This window comes from Undibacter mobilis, assembly GCF_003367195.1.
Taxonomy (GTDB): Bacteria; Pseudomonadota; Alphaproteobacteria; order Rhizobiales; family Xanthobacteraceae; genus Pseudolabrys; species Pseudolabrys mobilis.
In genome coordinates, this window is the sequence record NZ_QRGO01000001.1 from 99,340 (window position 1) to 120,573 (window position 21,234).

The following is a 21,234-nucleotide window of genomic DNA, read 5'->3' on the forward strand; positions in this document are numbered from 1 at the left end:
CATTTTGGGCATTCGGGAACTTAGACCCCACCGTTGCGGTTATGCGGGTCATGGTAAAAGTCCTGCTCTGCCACAATCCCAATGCCGGCAATAAAGGCCACGACCGCGACAGCCTCGAGGCCGCGCTCAAACTGGCCGGCTTTGACGTCCGCTATGCGTCGGTGAAGGACGAGAAATTCGCCGACGCCTTCGACAAGTCGGTGGACCTCATCGTCGCCGCCGGCGGTGACGGCACCATTGCGACGGTGCTCACAACCATTCCCGACCGGAGCATTCCGGTCGCTCTCTTGCCGCTCGGCACCGCCAACAATTTCGCGCGCTCGCTCGGCATCGCCGGCACGCCGCAGGAACTGGTGGAGATGTGGGACCCCGAACGCACCTGCCCGGTGTCACTGGGTTCCGTGACTGGCCACTGGGGCACCAGCCTGCTTCTCGAGGCCTACGGCGTCGGCGTCTTTCCGCAGTTCCTGCTCGATGCCAGGAAGGGCAAGAAGCCGGAAGGCGCCGACAATCTGCGCCAGGGCCGCACTTTGCTGCAGAAGGCGCTCAAGCGCGCCAAGCCGATCGAGATCGTCATGACCATCGACGGCAAATCGCACGAGCGCGAGGTACTGGGCATCGAGGTCTGCAACATTGCCTTCACCGGACCCGGCCTGCCGATCGCGGCAACGGCCGATGTCAGCGACGACAAGCTCGACGTCGTCCTGTTCGAAACGGACAATCGCAAGGCGCTGATGGAATGGGTCGAGGCGCCCCAGGACGACAAGCCGCCTGTTACCAACCGCAAGGGTGCGAAGGTCGAGATTACCTTCCGCGACGCACCCACGCGGCTCGACGACGCATCCTATGAAGCCACCGGCGGCAAGCACAGCATCGACGTCACGCTGGAAGAGATACCACTCAACGTCGTCATCCCGGTGAAGCATCCGGCGCAGAAGACTCCGGAAAAGAAGGCGACCGCCGCATGACAATGGCTGCTCCACCAAATGCCGACGCTTCGCCGCCTGATGCGGCATCGCCAACCCTGGTCGATGGCGTGTCGCGCGATTTGCTGCGCGACATCGAGCATCTCGCCGTCGAACTCGCCGGTATCGCCGGCGCGGAGATCGCCAAGGCGCTCGGCGGCCTGCTCGCGGTCAAGTACAAGACCGCCGCCAAGGAAGACGAATGGCGCGATCCGGTGTCCGAGGTGGACAACAAGGTCGAGCGCATGATCCGCGAGCGGCTGGCCGAGAATTTCCCCACGCACGACATCATCGGCGAGGAGATGGACGATCGCCCGGCGCGCGGCGGCGATTTCGTCTGGTCGGTCGACCCGATCGACGGTACTGCCAATTTCGTCAACGGCTTTCCGTTATTTTCGGCATCGATCGGCGTACTGCACAAGGGCGTGCCGGTGGTCGGTGCCTTGTGGTGTCCGGTGTCGCATGCGCTGCGCTCCGGCGTTTATCACTGCACGCGCAGCGGCAAGCTGCGCTTCGACGGCGCCGACGTGACGCCGAAGGTCAATCCCGCCGTACGCCGCCGTCTGGTCGGCGTGCCGGTCGCGACCGTGAGTGACGGCTTCTGGGAGACGCGCAAGACCGGCTCGGCGGCCTTCGAATGCGCCATGGTCGCCGCCGGCCTGATGCAGGCGGCGCGCTTTGCCTCGCCGAATATCTGGGACGTTGCCGGCGGCCTCGCGCTGGTTTTCGCCGGCGGCGGCATCGCACGGCGGCGCGACGGCGACGATTGGGTGCCGATGGAAAAGTTCGCGCCGACCAAAGAAGCGCCGGACCTGCGGTACTGGAAGAATGAACTGATCGTCGGCGAGCCGAGCGCGGTCGAGAAGATGTGCGAGGCGCAGAAGGCCGCGTGATGCGGACAACACAAAGCCCGGCGCAATGGCCGGGCTTTGTGCGACGTCCGATGGCAGGCGTTAAACTCGGGCTCAGCGCTTGGCGGCCCGAACAGACCTTTCATCCTTGTTGAGGCGGTCGCGCGCAGAATCGAGCGCGACCGCTCTTGCCATGAGATCATGCCCCATGGTTTCCAGGCTGTCCGCCAGTTCTCTGCCTGCGCGCGCCAGCCTGGCGCACTCATCGGCCTTGTCGATGAGATATTGTTCGATATCTTGCATCCACGTCCCTTTCGTTTGCCGCCAAGTAGGCGCAAAAGATGACGCATTCAAGGACGCGCATGGGCGGTGCAGATCGTTGTTACGCGTATAGCGGCAATAATCTGACGCTACGCCCGCAATTCGAGATTGTTTATAATGTTCATCTACAAAGTATGTACTGAGACGTTGTGGCGCGAGGCCGAACGCGAAGGCGTCTTCCGAGGCGCGCCGGTCGATTTTCAGGACGGCTACATTCACTTTTCAACGGCAAGCCAGGTCGCTGAAACCCTGGCGAAGCATTTTGCCGGACAGACCGACCTGTTGTTGATCGAAATCGATACCGGCCGTCTCGGCGCGGCGCTGAAGTGGGAGCCGTCGCGCGGCGGCGCTCTATTCCCGCATCTCTATGGCGCGCTCAAGCTTGCGGCGGTGACGCGCGTGGTGCCGCTGCCGCTCGGCGCAGGCGGTATCCACACTCTGCCACCGCTGCCTGCATGATTTGCGGGCATGGCTAGCATTGAGGCAGTAGCTGTCGGAACGCAAGCCCGGCCCCGTGCGTTTCCACTGCGGAACAGGATGCCGTTATGAACCCCGACGAACTCAGCCGGGCGGGCCATTTTCACCCGTCCGTTTTTCATGCCAGCGCCGGTCCGTTGCGTCAGGCCGAAACCGAGCCGCGCGCCTCCGGCGCCATGCGCTATCGCTGCCCGGTCAGCGCCTCCTTCGTCCTGGTGACCGAAGAGCCGATCCTGGAGTCGCTGAGGGACCGCCCGGCCCTGCGCCGCCGCTGTCCGGCCTGCGGCGAAATGCACCTGCTGTGCGTCAGCGACGACGAGGCCGACGACGCTTGACGTTTCTGTCCGTCTCCCTGAACGCGCCGCACTGAGTTACCGTCATCCCGACGATCCGACCTTGTAAGGTCGATCCGTACTTCCAGCGTGCCGCCGATCCGCGCGGAGACGTGCGAGCAGGTTAATCGCCACGAATGGATCTCGACGCCAACCGAAATCTGGTCATCGCCGCCCTGTCGCGGATCGCCGGCGGCGAGAGAACCGCGCTGCAGACCGTCTATCGGCTGACCTCCGCGAAGCTTTTTGCCGTTGTCCTGCGTATCTTGGGCAGCCGCGAGGAAGCGGAGGATGTGTTGCAGGACGTTTATCTGACCGTTTGGCGGCGTGCCGCCGATTTCGACCCGAGCCGCGCCAGCCCCATGACCTGGCTCATCACGATCGCGCGCAACCGCGCCATCGATCGTCTGCGCGCGACACGCGGCACCACGTCGTTCGAGGCCCTCGACGCCGCCAACGCCATCGCCGACGATGCGCCGGGCGCGGAACAATTACTCACGGCGCATGAAGACCAGGCGCGTCTGCGAACCTGTCTCGACAGCCTCGCGACCGAGGAAAGCACCGCGCTGCGCGGCGCATTCTTCGCCGGATCGACCTACGAGGAACTGGCGCGCCGCGGCGGCATACCGGCCGGCACCATGAAAAGCCGGATCCGGCGCGCCCTGATGAAAATGAAGCTGTGCCTGGAGGCAGCCGCAACGCGATGAGCGACATGCGCGACGATAACGGGTTGTCGCCCGACGAATGGCTCGCCGCCGAATATGCACTCGGCGTGCTCGAGCGCGACGATCGTGCGCGCGCCGAAGTCCGCATGGCCCGCGACGCAGCGTTCGGCAGGCTGGTCGAGGACTGGCAATCGCGTCTTGTGCCGATGGCGGCCGATCTAACGGAAGTCGCGCCGCCTGCGGCGCTGTGGGACCGGATCGCCGCATCGCTTCCGGCCGCGGACGAGGCGCCTTCCCGCGCCGGGCTGTGGCAAAGCCTCGCCTTCTGGCGCGGATTGACCGCGGCGAGCGCGGCATTGGCCGTCGCTTGTCTCGGGCTCTTTATCTACGTCGGCGGATTCCCAAGCGGTTCCCGCACGCCGGCGCCGCTTCTGGCGTCGATCGACGGCGGCGGCCATCGCCACTTCATCGCCACCGTCGATCCTGCGCATGGCAATGTCGCTGTCGTGCCGGCCGCTTTTGCCGCCGATGCAACGCGCGTTCCCGAACTCTGGCTCATTCCCGCAGACGGCCGTCCGCGGCCGCTCGGTATCCTGAGCGCCACGCAAGCCGTCACCATCGCAATCCCGGCTGCGCTGATCCCGCATGCGACGGCCGACGCCGTGCTGGCCGTATCGCTGGAGCCGCAAGGCGGCTCACCGACAGGCCAGCCGACCGGCCCGGTCGTTGCCTCCGGCAAGCTCACGCGTCTGTGAAGTCGGCGCCGGCATCCCGCGCCGCAACGCTCCCGTAGCTCCTGTGTCTCCCGCACATCGCCGGAGACGTTGAAGAGAGATAAAGGGAGTTGACTGATGAATCTCGCATGCAAGGCCGCGTTTGCCGGCGCCGCTCTGGCGCTTGGCGTCGCCATCACCGCCGCGTCCTACGTTCCGACCCACGCTGAAGAAACCAAGATGGTCGGCGGCGCTGCGATGTATCCGTCGAAGAACATCGTGCAGAACGCGATGAACTCGAAGGACCACACGACCCTGGTCGCCGCGGTGAAGGCCGCAGGCCTCGTCGATACGCTCTCGGGCAAGGGACCGTTCACGGTCTTCGCGCCGACCAACGCAGCCTTCGCCAAGTTGCCGGCGGGCACCGTCGATACGCTGCTCAAGCCCGAGAACAAGGCGCAGCTCACCAAGATCCTGACGTGTCATGTGGTCGCGGCCGACGCCATGGCGTCCACCATCGGCAAGATGATCAAGGACGACGGCGGCATGCACAAGGTCAAGACCGTCGGCGGCTGCATGCTGACCGCCAAGATGGCCGGCAACAAGCTCCAGCTGGTCGATGAAAAGGGCCAGACCGCGACGGTCACCATCGCGGACGTGAAGCAGTCGAACGGCGTCATCCACGTCATCGACACGGTGCTGCTGCCGGCGATGTAACCCGGCAAACCGGGCCGAGACCCCTTGGCCCCCGGCCCCCTCCCGTCTCCCCGCGGGAGGGGCCAACCGGCCATTCGGGGGGCCGTTAACCACTCGCTAACCATAAACTGGGCAATCTTTGCCGGGTTGCCGGCGCGTGTTCGCCGGCGACCGCATTTTCGCCGTCCGGCCACCCGAGAGCCCAGCGCCCCGCATGACCGACACTACCGCCGCGTCCCCTGCCCCACGCGCCTCGCGCATCCCGAGCCTGGGGGACATCGGCAATATCATCCGGCGCAGCGATCTCGGCCTCGCGATCGGCGTTCTCGTCATTCTCGTCGTCCTGATCCTGCCCTTGCCGGCGGTGCTGCTCGACGCCTTTCTCGCCATTTCGATCATCCTGTCGGTGCTGATCCTGATGACGGCGCTGTTCATCCACACGCCGCTGGAATTCTCCGCCTTCCCGACCGTGCTGCTCGTTTCCACGATGCTGCGGCTGTCGCTCAACCTCGCTTCGACACGCCTGATCCTCGCGCACGGTCATGAAGGCACCGACGCCGCCGGCCACGTCATTCAGGCGTTCGGCAATTTCGTGATGGGCGGCAATTTCGTCATCGGCATCATCGTCTTCGCCATTCTGGTGATCGTGAACTTCGTCGTCATCACCAAGGGCTCGGGCCGCATCGCCGAAGTGGCCGCGCGCTTCCACCTCGACGCCATGCCGGGCAAGCAAATGGCCATCGACGCCGACCTGTCGGCCGGCCTGATCGACGAGAAGGACGCCCGCCGCCGCCGCAAGGATCTGGAGGACGAAGGCGGCTTCTTCGGTGCCATGGACGGCGCCTCGAAATTCGTGCGCGGCGACGCCATCGCCGGCCTGCTTATCGTCTTCATCAATGTCATCGGCGGCATGATCATCGGCATCGCGCAGCAGGGACTGACATTCGCCGACGCCGCGCGCTCCTACACGTTGCTCACCGTCGGTGACGGCCTCGTCACCCAGGTGCCGGCGCTGATCGTTTCGACCGCGGCGGGCTTGCTCGTCTCCAAGGCCGGCATTTCCGGCGCCGCCGACAAGGCGCTGATGAAGCAGCTCTCCGGTTATCCGAAGGCGCTCGGCCTGTCGGGCGGCGTGATGATGTGCATGGCGCTGTTGCCCGGCATCCCATTCCTCCCCTTCATGATGCTCGGCGGCGGCGCCATCGCCCTCGCCACCGTCACCGCCCGCCGCACCAAGGAAATGGCCGCGCGCGAAATCGGACAGCAGCAATCCGAGGCGAAAGCAGCGCAAGCGACCGAAGAGCCGATCTCGACCGCGCTCAAGATCGACGACCTCAAGGTCGAACTCGGCTACGCTTTGCTGCCGCTGGTCAACGCACCGGACGGCACCGACCGCCTGACCGAACAGATCAAGGCGCTGCGCCGTTCGCTCGCCAGCGAAATGGGCTTCGTGATGCCGGCGGTCCGCATTCTCGACAACGTGCATCTCGACGCCAACAGCTACATCATCAAGATCAAGGAAGTGGACGCCGGCACCGGCAAGGTGTGGGCGGGCCAGTACATGGTCATGGACCCGGCCGGCAATCAGGTGCGCCTGCCCGGCAACCACACCACCGAGCCGACCTTCGGCCTGCCCGCCACCTGGGTCGACGCCGCCATCAAGGACGAGGCGGCGATGCAAGGCTACACCGTGGTCGACGCCGCCACCGTGCTGTCGACGCATCTCACCGAGCTGCTCAAGGGCAACATGTCGGAGCTGTTGTCTTACGGCGAGGTTCAGAAGCTGCTCAAGGAACTGCCGAAAGACCAGGCCGAACTGCTCAAGGACATCACGCCGGCGCTCATCACCACCTCGGGCATCCAGCGCGTGCTGCAAATGCTGCTCGCCGAACGGGTCTCGATCCGCGATCTTTCGACCATTCTCGAAGGCATCGCCGAAGGGCTCGCCTCGACGCGCAACCCGGTCATGCTCACCGAGCATGTGCGCATGCGTTTGGCGCGCCAGATCTGCGCGCAATATGCCAATCCGTCGGGCTACCTGCCGCTGATCGCCCTGTCGGCGCATTGGGAGCAGGCCTTCGCGGAATCGCTGGTCGGCACCGGCGAGGAGCGCCAGCTCGCCATGCAGCCTTCCAAACTCACCGAATTCATCACGTTGGTGCGCCATGCTTACGAAGCGGCCGCGCGTGAAGGTGAAGCGCCGGTGCTCGTCACCTCGGCCGGCATCCGGCCTTACGTGCGGGGCATTGTCGAGCGCTTCCGCGCCCAGACGCCGGTGATCTCGCAATCGGAAATCCACCCGCGCGCGCGATTGAAGACGGTGGGTAGCGTTTAACTTGCTAGCCGGTGCGCCGTCGTCTAAGAACTTCCCGGGCGCATTCTTTGCGCCCGGTGCCGCCGGTCCCAACCGGCCGTAAGCGTTCAACGTGAACCAACGCAATCAACCGCTCTCGGTCGTAACGACCGTCGCCGGTCGGATTGCGTTTTTTATTGTTCGCGACGCAGTCCGTTCGGTGACGAGCACCGCAAGGATCTCCGATGACCTCCCTGAAGACTCGTGACCCGGCCGACAGCCGTCTGCTGCTGCTCACCGCCGTCCTGTTTCTCTCCTATCTCTGCATCGCCATGCCGCTGCCTATCGTGCCGGTCTTCGTGACCACGCAACTGGGCTACAGCAATGTTTGGGCCGGCCTCGGCGTCGGCATCGCCTTCGTCGCCACCATCGCCTCGCGCGGCATCACCGGCACTTTCACCGACCGGCGCGGCGCCAAGCTGGCGCTGCGGCGCGGCCTGTTGTTCTACATAGCCGGCGCGCTGGTCGCGCTCGGCGCCGGGCTTTTCTCAAACATGCCACTCGCAGCCTATGGCGCGCTGCTCAGCGGCCGGCTGCTCATCGGCATCGGCGAAAGCCTCGTCACCGTCAGCGTCGTCTCGTGGGGCGTTGGCATCGTCGGTCCGGCACGGTCGTCGCGCGTGCTGGCATTGATGGGTGCGGCGATGTACGGCGCGCTCGCCGTTGGCGGGCCGATCGGCGTCATCATGCTCGACAAACTCGGCTTCGCCGCGGCGATGGCGATCAGCGCGGTATTGCCGGCCATCTCCCTGCTGGTCATCTGGCGCATACCCGGCGTGGCCGCACATCCCGACGCCGACCGGCCATCCTTCGTCAGCGTGATCGGCCGCATCTGGTGGCATGGTTCGATCGTCGGCCTGCAGGGCATCGGCTTTGCCGCCATCGGCGCTTTCTTCGTGCTGTATTTCCGCGACCAGCACTGGACCTATGCCGGGCTCGGCCTCACCGCCTTCGGCGGCGGCTTCGTGCTGGTGCGCATCCTGTTCGGGCACCTGCCGGATCGCTTTGGCGGCGTGCCGGTGGCGATCGTGTCGCTCGGCGTCGAGACGATCGGCCAGGTCCTGATTTGGACCGCGCCGCATCCCGCCTTTGCGTTGGCCGGCGCGTTTCTGACCGGGCTCGGTTGCTCGATGGTGTTTCCGGCCATGGGCCGCGAAGTCATCCGTCTGGTCGATCCGCATTTGCGCAGCACCGCACTGGGCGGCTTCGCGGCATTTCAGGACATCGCCTATGGTCTCACCGGCCCCATCGCCGGCCTGGTCGCCGACCGCGCCGGCTATGGCAGCGTCTACCTGATCGGCGCCATCGGGGCGGCGCTCGGCTTCGTCATGGCCAATGTCCTGTACCGCGACAGCAGGGCCGCGCCGCCTCAGGCCGGCGGGTCGTAGCCCGGAGCCTTGAAGATGGTGTCGAGCTTGGCCGCAATATCCGGCCGGTAGACCTCGGCACCCCAGTTCTCCGGCTTGATGTCCTCAATGCCGACCGAAATCGACTTGTCGGTCGAACCGAGCGTTTCAATAACCGCCCGGGAGAGGGCATCAGCCAGCCGGGCCTTGTCGGCGTCGGAACGCCCGGCGAACATTTTCACGACAATATGGGGCATTATGCTTGTCCTGGTTTCCGGCCGGATGACATCCAAGATAAACTCTTTAGTCGCAGGCGGTTAACTACGCCACCACCGGTACCCGTCAGGGTAGCGATTAGTCCCCCGGGCCACTGGATTGCCGCAGTTATATGACTATATAGAGTGCTCAAATCCTCGCCGGAATGCCTGTTTGGTCCGGCTGCTCTGGAGACATCATGAAGACCATCGATTTTACCGCGCCGGCGGAGCTTTTCCCGTCGCGTAACCGCAAGGTCGCCAGCAAGGTCCGCTACCGCCGGTTCGACAAGGCCTCCGAGGCCATCCGCTTTGCGGTCGAGGAATTGCCGGAAGCCCAGTTGCTCGGCGCCTATATCGAAATCAACGAAGCCCGCCTGAGCCATCAGGACATCAAGGCGCTCTACGAGAGCGAAGCCTATCCGCTCAAGCGCGCAGCCAACGCCTGATCCTGCCGCTGCTAACCTGCCCGTGAAATTGCCCGGCCATCGAGCCGGGCTTTTTCTTTTTGCGCTGCATCCATCAGCGCGGCCGGGGCGGAATAAACAACTGCCGCAGGCCGGCCGCAATTGGCCCCCAACCGGCCGAAACGTCTTCGCGCCCCGATCATCACGCAGTTTCACTGTTCCGTGAAAGGACGGGCGGAACTGCCGGCGCGCCCCCACGTTAACAAAGCGAACGAGATCGCTCCCCGATGCTTTGAAACAAGGCAACCCGGCGGACGTTGGAGGACTGAGAGATGAACTGGTCGATGTACACGGCCGACCGCAGCACCCACCTCAAGATCGTGGTGGTCGGCCTTTTTGCCGCGCTAGTGATCGCTGTGATCGGCATCGCGGCCACGCAACTAAATCTCGGCACCGACGTTATGACGGCGCAGGGACCGCAAGTTTACAAAGCCGGCCAGCCGGTAGTGATGACCGTGCGCGAAGGCACGACCATCCGCTAACGCCTGATCGGTGCTCTGACTGACACTGGACGACGATAACTGACGTGTGATGACTGAGACTATCGATTGAACCTCCCCCAAGACTAAACGCGCCGCTTTGCCGGCGCGTTTTTTTTGCATCATACGCGCGGCGTACGCGGCGAATGATCGCGCCGGCACTCGGCATCCGCCCTTGAAACGTCGGATAAAAGTCGCAGGGTGGAGGCTGACGCGAATCAGCCCGGGACAATTCATGCTGCGCCGCCTCGTCACTGCCGCCCTGCTCTCCCCGCTCGCCGTGATGTTGTCGGCCTGCGCCGGCGGACTGCCCGCAGGGTCGAGTATTGCCGTCGCCGGCGACTACGAGGCGAAGCTTGCCGCTTGGGACGCGGCGCGCCGGCCCTATGAAGCAGCAGCAGCCGCCTACTGGGACGCTGTGAGTGACAAACGCCGCATCCGCAACGCCAAGCGTCGCAGCAACGAAACCATCCTGCTCGACGACTATGTACTCGAGCATCCGCCGGTCTATTCCGGCCCGCCGCGCCCGGTCGATCCCAATGCGCCGCCGGGTCCGCGGCCCGGCGAGGCGCCGCCGATCCCGGTGATCGCCGATTTCCTACGTCACGCCAAAGCCCAGTTCGGCTTCGTTCCCGACCAGCCGGCCAGCGAACTCGACTTCAAGCGCGCCTATGCCCGCGTCGCGCTCGCCTCAGGCCTGACGCGCGAGCAGATCGTCGGCGTCTATGCCTTCGAGACCGGCGGCAACGGCACCTATGACACGCAAGCCGGCGTTTCGCCGAAGCGCGCCACCGCGATCTCACCCGCTGTCGGTTACAACCAGATGCTCTCGACCAATTCGGTGTCGATGCTGGCCGAGCATGCCGACATCGTACTCGCCGCGCTGCGCCGCAAGGAGCAGACCTTGCAGGGCGAAGCCAGGCGCGCCATGGCGCGCAAGATCGAGGCGGTGAAGCGGATGATCGCTTACGCCAAATCGGTGCCCGGCAAATGGAGCGAATACGACAAGCTCGCCAAGCAGACCGCCGGCGGCATGGGCATCCACGCCATCGTGCTCGACATCGATATCGGCCCGGTGGTGCAGACGCAGAAGCTTCTGAACTCGGTGCTGTTCGCGCGCATGAAGGGCTATCGCGCCCCGCTCACCGCGCCCGAACTCGAACTGATGAACCTCACCGGCGATTCCACCGGGCTCGATATGGTGACCATGCCGGTGGAATTCCGCACCCAGGTGCCGACCTCGAACTTCTTTCAGCGGAACGGCTATGAGCGCAATCCGGTGGCGCGGCGCACCGGCGTGGTCGGCAAACTGATCGCCGACATCGACGGGCAGATGCAGCGCGGCGCGCAGGCCGCCGGCTCCAAGGAACTGGCGGCGGCGGCGAACTAAGGACTTGCCCCGGGCGCGGCGCCGCGTCCGGGGGCAGTCGTCTCAGTTCATCAATGTCCGCGGCAGCCAGAGCGACAGCTCCGGAATGTAGGTCACCAGCATCAGAACGATGATCATCGGGATGTAGAAGATCAGGATGCTCTTGGCGACGGCCTCCATACTGACCCTGCCTATCGCACACCCCACCACCATGGTCGGCCCCACCGGCGGCGTCAGAAGGCCGATGCCGAGGTTGAGGATCATGATGATCCCGAAATGCACCGGATCGATGCCGAAAGCCGGCAGGATCGGCAAAAAGATCGGTGTGCAGATCAGCAGCATCGGCGCCAGGTCCATGAACGTGCCAAGCGCCAACAACAGAATGTTGATGTAGAGCAGGAACATGTACTTGTTGTGCGAGATATTGACGAAGAACTCGGTTGCGATCGCCGGGATCCGCAGGATCGCCATCATGTAGCCGAACGAGATCGAGAAACCGATCATGATCATGACCATGCCGACCGTGCGCGTCACGCGCCCAAGCAGCATCGGCAGTTCGGCCCATGTGATGTCTTTGTAGACGAACATCGTCACGAAGAATGCCCAAACGCAGGCGATGGCGCCGGACTCGGTCGGCGTGAACACGCCGGAGGTGATTCCGCCGAGGATGATCGCGACCGTGGTCAGGCCCCAGATCGCATCGACGGCGATCTTAAAAGCCTGGCGCAGCGGGATGGCCTCGCCCTTCGGGAAATTGTCGCGCTTGGCGACATAGAGGACGAGGATGACCAGCGAGGCGCCGAGCAGCAGTGTCGGGATGATGCCCGCCATGAACATGGCGCCAATCGACACCGTGCCGCCGGCGGCGATCGAATAGATCACCATGTTGTGTGAGGGCGGCACCAGTAGCGGCTGCAACGAGCCAGAGATGGTGACGTTCACCGCGAACAGTCTCGGATAACCCGCCTTGATCATCTGCGGGATCATCACCGAACCGACGGCGGCCGTGTCGGCCACCGACGAGCCCGACAGACAACCGAACATCGTCGACGCGACGATATTGACCAACGCCAGACCACCGCGGATCGCACCGACGAAGACTTTGGCAAGATTGACGAGGCGCGTCGCCATGCCGCCAAGCGCCATGATGGCGCCAGCCAGGATGAAGAACGGGATGGCGAGCAGTGAGAACCCGCTCATGCCGCCCGCCACTTTCAGCATGACGGCTTCGAGCGGAATGTCGGTGTAGAGCGCCGCGGCGATCGAAGCGATGCCGAGGGCATAAGCGACCGGCATACCGAGCAGACAGACGACCGTGAAGCCGCCAATGAGAATGAGAATTTCCATGACAGCCGCCTTTACTCGGTCGTCAGCGTGCTGACCGTCTCGGCGTCAGCTTCCTGGAAGAACTGGCCTTTCATCATCCGCTCGATGATGAACAGGATGGTCAGACCGCCGCCGAGCGGAACTGGCAGGTAACTGATGCCCACCGACAGGACCGGGAATTCCGGAATGATCTGGTTATAGGTGGTCGCGACCAGCTTGAGTCCCCACCACAACATGAACAGGTTGGTCAGAAGCATCAGCGCTTCCAGCAACCAGCCGAGGGCGGTCTTGTACGGCTCATTGAGGAAGGCCGGCAGCACGCCGACGCCAATGTGCAGATATTCCCGGTAACAGACGACAGCCGAGATGAACGACATCACGATCATCAGCAGGGTCGCCAGCGGCTCTGGCCAGGATGCGGCGCTATTGAGCACGTAGCGCGTGAAGACGCCGTAGGGGATGATCAGGGTGATGATGAGAAGGCATCCCCCCGCCACGATGAGACAACCGCGATGGACGATGTCCATCAAGCGGGAATACTGCGAGACCATTCCTTCCCCCATGTCAAAAGCGAGGCCGGCCAAATCCGGATGAGGACCTGGCCGGCCCGATTGCTATCCGCGCGAAACTACTTCGTTTCCTGGATCTGCTTGACGAGATCGGCGTACTTGGCGCCGTACTTGTCCCACACCGGCTTCACCGCGTCCTGGAAGGGCTTCTTGTCGGCGATGGTGATGACGTTCACACCGGCGGCCTTGATCTTGTCCATGGCCATCTTCGTGCGCTCGTCCCACAGCTTGCGCTGCTCAAGCTGGGTTTCCTTGCCGAACTTCATGATCAGCGCCTGGTCTTCCTTCGACATGGCGTCGAACGACTTGCGCGAGAACACCAGGATTTCCGGGATGATCAGATGTTCGGTCAGCGAGTAGTGCTTGGCGACCGGAACGTGGCCGAACGAGTCGTAGCTCGGCGGGTTGTTCTCGGCGCCGTCGACGACACCGGTCTGCAGCGCGTTCATCACCTGGTCCATACCCATGGCGACACCGTTGGCGCCGAGCGCGTTGGCGGTGTCGACGAAGATCGGGTTGCCCATCATGCGGAACTTCAGACCCTTGAGATCTTCGACGGACTTGATGTCACGGGTCTTGTTGTAGAAGGAGCGCGCGCCGCTATCCATCCAGGCCAGCCCGATCAGGCCCGACTTCGGGTTGTCGGTGATTTCCTTGAGCAGACGGTCGCCGATCGGGCCGTCGATCACGGCGCGCATATGCGCGGTGTTGCGAAACACGAAAGGCAGATTGAAAACGTTAAGATTGTCGACGACGGCGCCGACCGGACCGACGCTGACGCGGGCGAACTGCAGCGCGCCAACCTGCGCCTGCTCGATCATTTCCTTTTCGCCGCCGAGCTGCATCGACGGATACATCTGGATCGACAGCCGGCCGTTGGTGGCCTGCTCGAGCTTCTTGCCCATCTGCACGACCGCTTCGACGGTCGGATAGCCCAGCGGATGGACGTCGGCGGCTTTCAGCACGGTCTTCTGAGCGAGCGCGGGACCAGCAAGTGTGACCGCGGCGGCGATGAGGCCCGCGGACAGAATCGTTCTGCGTGTTGGCATGATGCGTCTTCCTCCCTTGTATTTCTTTTCGTGCGAGTTAGCGTTCTCGAAGATGCGCCGATTGATCGGCGAGGCCCCCTCGTGCTACTCATCAGGTCATATGATGACCGGACCAACCGGTGCCGGTCAAGGTGGTGGACTGTCCTATTGAATAAAAATCTTTCGCTTCTCAAACCGATCCAGGCCCCGCGCGGCCTCACTGGCGAAATCGTGGCCCGCCTGACTGCCGATATCGTCAGCGGCAAGCTGCTGCCCGGCTCGCGCCTGCCGACCGAACAGGAAATGATCGCCGCCACGGGCGTTTCGCGCACCGTGATCCGAGAGGCGGTTGCAGCGTTGCGTGCTGACAAGCTGGTGGTGAGCCGCCAGGGCATCGGCACCTTCGTCGCCGAAAAGGTTCGCCGGCCTTTCCGTGTGGAATTCGACGAGCACTCTTCGCTGCGCGACGTGCTCAACGTCATGGAGTTGCGCACCGGCGTCGAGGTCGAGGCCGCCGGGCTGGCTGCCGAACGCGCCACGCCCGCGCAGATCCGGAAGATCACCGAGCGCTTCGACGCCATTCAGGCCGCTATCGACGCCGGCGAGAATGCGGTCGATCAGGATTTCGCCTTCCACTGCGAAATCGCCGAGGCGACCAACAATCCGCAGTTCAGGGGCTTCCTCGAATATCTCGGCAGCGTCGTCATTCCGCGCCAGACCGTGTGGGGCCGCAGCGCGCCGCTGCTTCGCCGCAACAACCTCACTTTATTCCAGCGCGAGCACGCCAAGATCCTCTCCGCCATTCGTACCCACGACGTGCCGAAGGCGCGCGCCGCCATGCATGCGCATCTCGGCAACAGCCGCGACCGGCACCAGAAGCTGGCGACGGAACTGGGGATCAAGTAGCCATGAAACTCCTCGTCACCGGCGCTGCCGGCGGTATCGGCACGCGGCTGCGCCAAATGCTGCCGTCGATCTACAAGGACATTCGCTGGAGCGACATCAGGAAGCCCGATGACCTCGTCGCCGGCGCCGAGTTCGTCGCCGCCGATCTCGCCGACATGGCGCAGGTCGAAAAGATGGTCGCCGGCATCGACGGCATCGTCCATCTCGGCGGCTTCTCGATCGAAGGCCCGTGGGAGACGATCCTCCAGGCCAACATCATCGGCTGCTACAATCTGTTCGAAGCGGCCTATCGCGCGAACGTCAAGCGCGTGATCTTCGCCACTTCGAACCACGCCGTCGGCATGTATCCGCGCGACCAGAAAATCGGCGTCAATGTCACGGTGCGGCCGGACTCGCGCTACGGCATTTCCAAATGCTTCGGCGAGGCGGTCGGCGCCATGTATGCCGACAAGCATGGCCTGCGCGTCACCTGTCTGCGCATCGGCAACTTCGCCGACACGCCGATCGACCAGCGCCGGCTATCGATCTTCCTGCACCCGGAGGACCTGGTGCAGCTCATCCGCATCGGGCTGGAGCACCCGGAGATCAAATACGAGATCTTCTACGGCGCCTCCGACAACGCCGCCGCGTGGTGGGACAATTCCAATGCCCACAAATTCGGCTATCGTCCGAAGCACAAGGCCGAGAATTTCCGCGCCGAGGCCATGGCCGCGCAGGCCAAGCTGCCACCCGACCCCGTTGGCGATTATTTCCAGGGCGGCTCCTTCTCCAGCGCCGAATACGACGCCGACAAGCGGCGATCCTGAGCCATAACGCTGCGGTCTGGCGCATGGCCGCTGGTCAAATTCGGCGTACGGCGGCCGCGCCCGCTGTGCTAGGCTTCCCGGCAGTGGATCATATTGCCAGGACTGCCGTTTTGCCCGACCGCTCGCCAGAAAAACAGAGTTTGCTCGCCCTCCCCGCCGACATGTTCGGCTACCGCCTTTTGGCCGACCCGCGGCTCAACAAGGGCACCGCATTCACCGAGGATGAACGCTCCGCCTTCCGCCTCCACGGCTTGCTGCCGCCGACCGTGGTCAGCATCGACGAGCAGGTGACGCGCCGGCTGCAGGCCTTTCGGGAATTCCACACCGACCTCGAGCGCTACGCCTTCCTGCGCGACCTGCAGGACACCAACGAGACCCTGTATTACGCCCTGCTCGGCCGCCACGTCGAAGAGCTGCTGCCCATCGTCTATACGCCGACCGTCGGCGCCGGCTGCGCCTCGTTCAGCCGGCTGTTCCGCAAGCCGCGCGGCGTCTTCCTGTCGATCCCGCACCGCTCGCGTATCCGCGAGATCCTGGCCAACCCGCAATTCGACAAGACCGAGGTCATCGTCGTCACCGACGGCGAGCGCATTCTCGGCCTCGGTGACCAGGGCGCTGGCGGCATGGGCATCCCGATCGGCAAGCTGGCGCTTTACACCGCCTGCGGCGGCATCAGCCCGGCGACCGCGCTGCCGATCCTGCTCGATGTCGGCACCGACAATGAAGAGAACCTGAAAGACCCGCTCTATATCGGCTGGCGCCACAAGCGCGTGCGCGGCGAAGAATACGACACCTTCGTCGCCGAGTTCATCGCCGCGGTGAAGGAGCGCTGGCCGCACGTCCTCCTGCAGTGGGAAGATTTCGCCAAAGGCAACGCCACGCGCCTGCTCGACCAGTATCGCGACGCGCTGTGCAGCTTCAACGACGACATCCAGGGTACCGCCGCGGTCGCGACCGGCGCGCTTCTCGCCGCCATCAACGTCACCGGCGAGGCAATGCAGAACCAGCGCATCGCCGTGCTCGGCGCCGGCTCGGCCGGCTGCGGCATCGCCAAGCTGCTGATGGAAGCGATGATCGATGCCGGCCTGTCGCCGCAGGACGCCGCCAGCCGCTTCTACATGGTGGACAAGGACGGCCTCATCACCGACGGCACGAACGATCTTGCGTCGTTCCAGCGCCCCTTCGTGCAGAAACGCGAGGCGCTGACGCACTGGAATCTCGGCAATCCGAGCCGCATCTCCCTGCTCGATGTCATCTACAACGCCAAGCCGACGGCGCTGATCGGCGTCTCAGCGCAAGCCGGCGCCTTCACCGAAAGCGTGGTGCGCGGCATGGCGCGGCACAACAAGCGGCCGATCATCTTCCCGCTGTCGAACCCGGTGTCATGCGCCGAAGCCAATCCGGCCGACATCGAGATCTGGAGCGAAGGACGTGCTGTGATCGGCGCCGGCTCACCGTTCCCGCCGCTCAAGCGCAATGGCCACGTGTTTCCGGTCGACCAGACCAACAACTCCTACATCTTCCCGGGCGTCGGCCTCGGCGCGATCGCGACGCGCGCCAGCCGCATCACCGACACCATGTTCATGGCCGCCGCCAAGGCGCTGGCGGACATGTCGCCGGCACGCAGCGACCCCAACGCCAATCTGCTGCCGCGCGTCACCCAGTTGCGCGATGTCGCCATCGCCGTGGCGATCGCCGTCGGCAAGCAGGCCTGCGCCGAGGGCCTGACCGAAGGCGTCACGGTCGACACCGTCGAGGCTGCCGTCCGCGCCAGAATGTGGTGGCCGCGCTATCTGAGTTATGTGCCGGCCAATGCGGAACAGAGCGCGGCTTGAACCGCGATAACCGAATGTCCCTCACCGCCACCCTGCTCCAGCTCTCGCTGCTCCACATCCTGATGGCGATGATCCCCGGCCCCAACACCGTGGTGGTCAGCTACGTCTCGGCCCGGGTGTCGCGCCGCGCCGGCTTGCTGGCGGTCGCCGGTGTCGTGCTTGGCTCGGCTATCTGGGTGATCCTGTCGATGTTCGGCTTCGGCATCCTGCTGCTCGAGGCCGGCATCGTGTATCGCGCGTTGCGGTGGCTGGGCGCCGCCTACCTCATCTATGTCGGCGTGCGGCTGCTGATGGCCGGCCTGCGTCCCGCCGAACTGCAGCGCCCGCCGCAAGGCGCCCGCGCGCCGCTTCTCGCCGGGCTCCTCACCACCTTGTCCAACCCGAAATCCGCGGTGTTCTGGACCAGCGTCTTCGTCGTCGTGGTGCCGGCGCATGCGCCGGCCTGGTTCTATGCCGCGGTGGTGGCGCTGATCGTGGCGCAGTCCTTTGCCTGGTACGCCTTCGTTGCACTGGTGCTGTCCACCGACTTTGCGCGCCGCTATTACCATCGCTTCGCGCAGTGGCTTGACCGGCTCGCCGGTGTCATCATGATCGGGCTCGGCGCCAAGCTGGCCTATGAGCTGCGCAACGAATTAATCGGACGCTGATCGCCCGCATGAACAGAAGCGACTACGCCGACTGGACGATGGACACCATCCGTTTCGCCGACACCGACAAGCTCGGCCATGTCAACAACGCGGCGTTCTCGACCTTCCTCGAGACCGGCCGCACGCATTTCCTGCTCGATCCGGTAAAGCCCATGGGCCAGCCTGGTACGACCTTCGTCATTGCCAAGCTGATCCTCGACTTCAAGGCCGAGATGCACTGGCCGGGGCAGGCGCATATCGGCACGCGCTGCAAGAGCATCGGCCGCTCGTCCTTCGTGCTCGAACAGGTGATCCTGCAGGGCGATACTGTCGCCGCGCTGGCCGAGACGGTCATGGTGATGTTCGACGAGACAACGCGCAAATCGACGCCGCTGCTCGACATCACCATCGCGCGGTTGAAGCAGATGCAGGTGGCGCTCTAACCTGTCCACCGTTCGTTCCCGCCAAAGCGGGGATCCAGTTCTTTCTTTTGACGCCATGCTATACGGCTCTGGCCGCCGCTTTCGCGGGGCGAACGGAGTATCCGAATGCGGTTGGGACCAAAGCTGGCCTGCCTCGCGCTACTTTCGACCTCCCCAGCGTTTGCCCAGGACATTCGCGGGCTCGAGGTCTGCACTGCGGAAAAGCAGATGGACCGGCGTACGTCGTGCCTGCAATCCAATGTCGAGTTCCTGCAGCAGACGCTCGATCGTCAGCAACGCGACGCGCAGAAGAGGCTCGCGGCCGCGGAGGCCGAAATCAATCTGCTCAAGGCGAAGCTCACGACAATCGAAGCCGATCTCAAAGCCCTGAAGACCAAACCCGCGGAGCCGCCGAAGAAGCCGTAAGCCGCTTCAGGCCTGCCGCGGTTTCAGCCAGCGCCGCATCAGTTTCGGCTTGCGCGGTTTCAGGACGATGTCGCTGATCAGCTTGGCCCCGCCACGCCGCCGCTCCAGCACCAGCTTGCGGCTGTGGAACTGCTCCAGCTCCGGACGATGGCCAACGCTGATGATGGTGAGGCCTTTCATTTCCTCAGACAGGATTTCCATGAGCTGATCCTGGCTCTTCGGATCGAGCGCCGCGGTCGCCTCGTCGAGGACGATAATATCCGGCCGGTGCAGCAACACGCGCGCCACGGTGAGACGCTGCTTTTCGCCGCCCGAGAGGATCTGATCCCACGGCTGCTCTTCCTCGAGCTTGTCCTTGAGATGGCCGAGCCCAACCTTGTCCAGCTTCTCGCCAATCTCTTCGACCGACCAGTCTTCGGCCGCGCCGGGATAGGCGGCGGCGCGGCGCAACGTGCCGGTCGGCACATAAGGCCGCTGTGGCAGCAGGAACAGGCGCGCGCCCTTCTCGATCTCGATCGCGCCGCCGCCCCAAGGCCACAACCCGGCAATGGCGCGCACCAGCGTGCTCTTGCCGGTGCCGCTTTCGCCGGCGACCAGCACGCGCTCGCCCTTCTGGATCACGACCTCGGTGTCGTCCACCACCGCCGTTCCGTCGTCGAGCGATACCGAGAGGTCTTTGAGCCGCATCGCGGCGCCTGCCGTCTCGCCGCGCGTGATGCGGTTGAAGCCGTCGCCGGTCTCTGCCTTTTCCAGGCCGTCGAGCGACACCATCAGCGACGAAATGCGCCGCGCCGATGCATTCCAGTCGGCGAGCCGCGGATAGTTGTCGACCAGCCATGAGAACGCCGCCTGCACGATTGTGAAGGCGGACGCCGCCTGCATCACCTCGCCGAGCGTCATGCTGTTGTCGAGATATTTCGGAGCGCACAGTAGAATAGGCACCACCGGCGCGATCAGCGACGAACTTTGCGAAACGACCGTCGTCTTCATGTATTGCCGGCACAATTCGCGCCAGCGATGCAGTACGCCGCCGAGGGAACGGTCGATACCGGCGCGCTCTTCTTCCTCGCCGCCGAGCAGCGCGATGCTCTCGCCGTTCTCGCGAACGCGCGTGAGCTGGTAGCGATAATCGGCCTCGGCCTGGTTCTTGGCTTCCGACACGGACACAAAGCTGCGGCCGACCAGGGTCATGGCACCGCTCGCCAGCACGGCGTAGAGCACCGCTGCGACGACGAGAAAACCGGGAATGGTAATCGACGAACCGCCGAGCGGCACGGTGAGCGCGCCGCCGATGGTCCACAGCACGGTGATGAAGGTCACGGCCGACAGGCTCGCCTGCAAAACGCCGACAGCGAAATCGACCGGCGCATCGGTCGAGACACGCAAATCTTCGGTCAGGCGGCCTTCGGGATTCTGGTGATCACCGCTGACAAGGTTGAGCTGATAATAACGACCGTTCTTCAGCCATCGGCCGAGCACATTGTCCGACACCCAGGCGCGCCAGCGGCGCTGCGTCGTCATGCGAGCCCAGACATTGAGGACACCGCATATTACGCTCGCCGCCGCCAGCGGGAAGAAGATCAGCGACAGGCTGAGTACATGCGCACTGTCGCGCTTTTCCAGCGCATCGAAGATACGCCTGTTCCAGACATTGATCCCGTAGAGGGCAACGAGGTTGCCGACGATCAGGACCACCAGCGAGATCGTCAGGAAGAGCGCCAGCCGATCGCCGCGCCGGCGGCTCCAGAAACCGCGCGCGGTATGCCAGAACCGTTGCAGCAGATATCTCTTCCGTAACTTCTCTTCCTCGCCCTTGCTATAGGCCTCGAGCGCCTCGGCCTCGCCGGGAAGGCGTTCTTCTTCGGGAAGGTCGTCGATCGACGGCTTGGGGGCATCGGTAGACTTGGCCTCGGCTTCAGAAGTCGCGGGGTCCAGCTTCGGCTCGATTGTCATGGGGATAATCTGGTCTCGGGAACCGACCTAACGTTCTGAGGTTTCCGGG

The 21,234-nt window shown here is 64.2% G+C and carries 24 protein-coding genes; 18 read left to right on the top strand and 6 right to left on the bottom strand.

All coding sequences use genetic code 11. From position 1 onward, the window contains the following. Positions 1-50: 50 nt before the first annotated feature. Both DXH78_RS00455 and DXH78_RS00460 read left to right on the top strand, forming a co-directional pair. Positions 51-968 carry a diacylglycerol/lipid kinase family protein gene (locus DXH78_RS00455; RefSeq protein ID WP_168192661.1) on the top strand — a complete coding sequence of 306 codons (918 nt, stop codon included), beginning with the start codon at positions 51-53 and terminating at the stop codon, positions 966-968. After that, on the top strand, positions 965-1,858 hold the full coding sequence (locus DXH78_RS00460; RefSeq protein ID WP_245416686.1) for an inositol monophosphatase family protein: 894 nt from the start codon (positions 965-967) through the stop codon (positions 1,856-1,858). Before DXH78_RS00455 ends, DXH78_RS00460 begins: the two co-directional genes overlap by 4 nt. 72 nt (positions 1,859-1,930) lie before the next feature. Here DXH78_RS00460 and DXH78_RS00465 read toward each other — a convergent pair whose 3' ends face one another. Further along, on the bottom strand, positions 1,931-2,119 hold the full coding sequence (locus DXH78_RS00465) for a hypothetical protein (RefSeq protein WP_115515223.1): 189 nt from the start codon (positions 2,117-2,119) through the stop codon (positions 1,931-1,933). A gap of 135 nt (positions 2,120-2,254) precedes the next feature. Between DXH78_RS00465 and DXH78_RS00470 the strand changes: the two genes are divergently transcribed. The 7 genes from DXH78_RS00470 (at position 2,255) to DXH78_RS00500 (ending at position 8,761) form a co-directional block, all read left to right on the top strand. Beyond that, on the top strand, positions 2,255-2,596 hold the full coding sequence (locus DXH78_RS00470) for a DUF952 domain-containing protein (protein ID WP_115515224.1): 342 nt from the start codon (positions 2,255-2,257) through the stop codon (positions 2,594-2,596). Positions 2,597-2,682: 86 nt separating this feature from the next. Continuing rightward, positions 2,683-2,949: a hypothetical protein gene (locus tag DXH78_RS00475; RefSeq protein WP_115515225.1), complete on the top strand. Its 267-nt coding sequence runs from the start codon at positions 2,683-2,685 to the stop codon at positions 2,947-2,949. Positions 2,950-3,083: 134 nt separating this feature from the next. After that, positions 3,084-3,653: a sigma-70 family RNA polymerase sigma factor gene (locus DXH78_RS00480; RefSeq protein ID WP_115515226.1), complete on the top strand. Its 570-nt coding sequence runs from the start codon at positions 3,084-3,086 to the stop codon at positions 3,651-3,653. Continuing rightward, complete coding sequence (locus DXH78_RS00485) at positions 3,650-4,366, top strand: anti-sigma factor (RefSeq protein WP_115515227.1); 717 nt, start codon at positions 3,650-3,652, stop codon at positions 4,364-4,366. The genes DXH78_RS00480 and DXH78_RS00485 overlap by 4 nt, the downstream gene beginning before the upstream one ends. Before the next feature lie 96 nt (positions 4,367-4,462). Beyond that, on the top strand, positions 4,463-5,041 hold the full coding sequence (locus tag DXH78_RS00490; RefSeq protein ID WP_115515228.1) for a fasciclin domain-containing protein: 579 nt from the start codon (positions 4,463-4,465) through the stop codon (positions 5,039-5,041). A 193-nt stretch (positions 5,042-5,234) separates the two neighbouring features. Next, positions 5,235-7,355: a flagellar biosynthesis protein FlhA gene (gene flhA / locus DXH78_RS00495; protein WP_115517645.1), complete on the top strand. Its 2,121-nt coding sequence runs from the start codon at positions 5,235-5,237 to the stop codon at positions 7,353-7,355. 203 nt (positions 7,356-7,558) lie between these two features. Beyond that, positions 7,559-8,761 (top strand): MFS transporter, encoded by a 1,203-nt coding sequence (locus tag DXH78_RS00500; RefSeq protein WP_115515229.1) that lies wholly within the window; start codon positions 7,559-7,561, stop codon positions 8,759-8,761. Here DXH78_RS00500 and DXH78_RS00505 read toward each other — a convergent pair. Then, positions 8,743-8,976 carry a tautomerase family protein gene (locus tag DXH78_RS00505; RefSeq protein ID WP_115515230.1) on the bottom strand — a complete coding sequence of 78 codons (234 nt, stop codon included), beginning with the start codon at positions 8,974-8,976 and terminating at the stop codon, positions 8,743-8,745. The two genes, DXH78_RS00500 and DXH78_RS00505, sit on opposite strands and share 19 nt — an antisense overlap. Positions 8,977-9,173: 197 nt before the next feature. Between DXH78_RS00505 and DXH78_RS00510 the strand changes: the two genes are divergently transcribed. The 3 genes from DXH78_RS00510 (at position 9,174) to DXH78_RS00520 (ending at position 11,309) form a co-directional block, all read left to right on the top strand. Continuing rightward, a complete protein-coding gene (locus DXH78_RS00510; protein WP_115515231.1) occupies positions 9,174-9,422 on the top strand; it encodes a hypothetical protein in 249 nt (82 codons plus the stop codon). Positions 9,423-9,712: 290 nt separating this feature from the next. Next, positions 9,713-9,922, top strand: coding sequence for a hypothetical protein (locus DXH78_RS00515; protein ID WP_115515232.1), 210 nt, complete (start codon positions 9,713-9,715; stop codon positions 9,920-9,922). Positions 9,923-10,154: 232 nt separating this feature from the next. Further along, complete coding sequence (locus DXH78_RS00520) at positions 10,155-11,309, top strand: hypothetical protein (protein ID WP_115515233.1); 1,155 nt, start codon at positions 10,155-10,157, stop codon at positions 11,307-11,309. Between the two features lie 42 nt (positions 11,310-11,351). Here DXH78_RS00520 and DXH78_RS00525 read toward each other — a convergent pair whose 3' ends face one another. The 3 genes from DXH78_RS00525 to DXH78_RS00535 form a co-directional block, all read right to left on the bottom strand. After that, complete coding sequence (locus tag DXH78_RS00525) at positions 11,352-12,635, bottom strand: TRAP transporter large permease (protein ID WP_115515234.1); 1,284 nt, start codon at positions 12,633-12,635, stop codon at positions 11,352-11,354. 11 nt (positions 12,636-12,646) lie between these two features. Next, positions 12,647-13,165, bottom strand: a complete 519-nt coding sequence (locus DXH78_RS00530; RefSeq protein ID WP_168192662.1) for a TRAP transporter small permease — start codon at positions 13,163-13,165, stop codon at positions 12,647-12,649. A 77-nt stretch (positions 13,166-13,242) separates the two neighbouring features. Beyond that, the gene (locus tag DXH78_RS00535) at positions 13,243-14,232 is read right to left on the bottom strand and encodes a TRAP transporter substrate-binding protein (RefSeq protein ID WP_115515236.1); all 990 of its coding nucleotides are present in this window, start codon (positions 14,230-14,232) and stop codon (positions 13,243-13,245) included. A 147-nt stretch (positions 14,233-14,379) separates the two neighbouring features. On the opposite strand from DXH78_RS00535, the gene DXH78_RS00540 reads away from it, so the two are divergent. The 6 genes from DXH78_RS00540 to DXH78_RS00565 all read left to right on the top strand — a co-directional run bounded on the left by DXH78_RS00540 (position 14,380) and on the right by DXH78_RS00565 (position 19,232). Beyond that, entirely contained in the window at positions 14,380-15,117 is a 738-nt protein-coding gene (locus DXH78_RS00540) for a FadR/GntR family transcriptional regulator (RefSeq protein WP_245416687.1), read from the top strand. Positions 15,118-15,119: 2 nt separating this feature from the next. Further along, entirely contained in the window at positions 15,120-15,923 is an 804-nt protein-coding gene (locus DXH78_RS00545; RefSeq protein WP_115515238.1) for an NAD-dependent epimerase/dehydratase family protein, read from the top strand. Between the two features lie 140 nt (positions 15,924-16,063). Beyond that, positions 16,064-17,758, top strand: coding sequence for an NAD-dependent malic enzyme (locus DXH78_RS00550; protein ID WP_245416688.1), 1,695 nt, complete (start codon positions 16,064-16,066; stop codon positions 17,756-17,758). A 14-nt stretch (positions 17,759-17,772) separates the two neighbouring features. Beyond that, the gene (locus DXH78_RS00555; protein WP_115515240.1) at positions 17,773-18,405 is read left to right on the top strand and encodes a LysE family transporter; all 633 of its coding nucleotides are present in this window, start codon (positions 17,773-17,775) and stop codon (positions 18,403-18,405) included. A gap of 8 nt (positions 18,406-18,413) precedes the next feature. After that, positions 18,414-18,827, top strand: a complete 414-nt coding sequence (locus DXH78_RS00560; protein WP_115515241.1) for an acyl-CoA thioesterase — start codon at positions 18,414-18,416, stop codon at positions 18,825-18,827. 105 nt (positions 18,828-18,932) lie between these two features. Then, a complete protein-coding gene (locus DXH78_RS00565; RefSeq protein WP_115515242.1) occupies positions 18,933-19,232 on the top strand; it encodes a hypothetical protein in 300 nt (99 codons plus the stop codon). Between the two features lie 6 nt (positions 19,233-19,238). On the opposite strand, the gene DXH78_RS00570 is transcribed toward DXH78_RS00565, so the two are convergent. Continuing rightward, positions 19,239-21,185, bottom strand: coding sequence for an ABC transporter ATP-binding protein/permease (locus DXH78_RS00570; protein ID WP_115515243.1), 1,947 nt, complete (start codon positions 21,183-21,185; stop codon positions 19,239-19,241). Positions 21,186-21,234 lie beyond the last annotated feature (49 nt).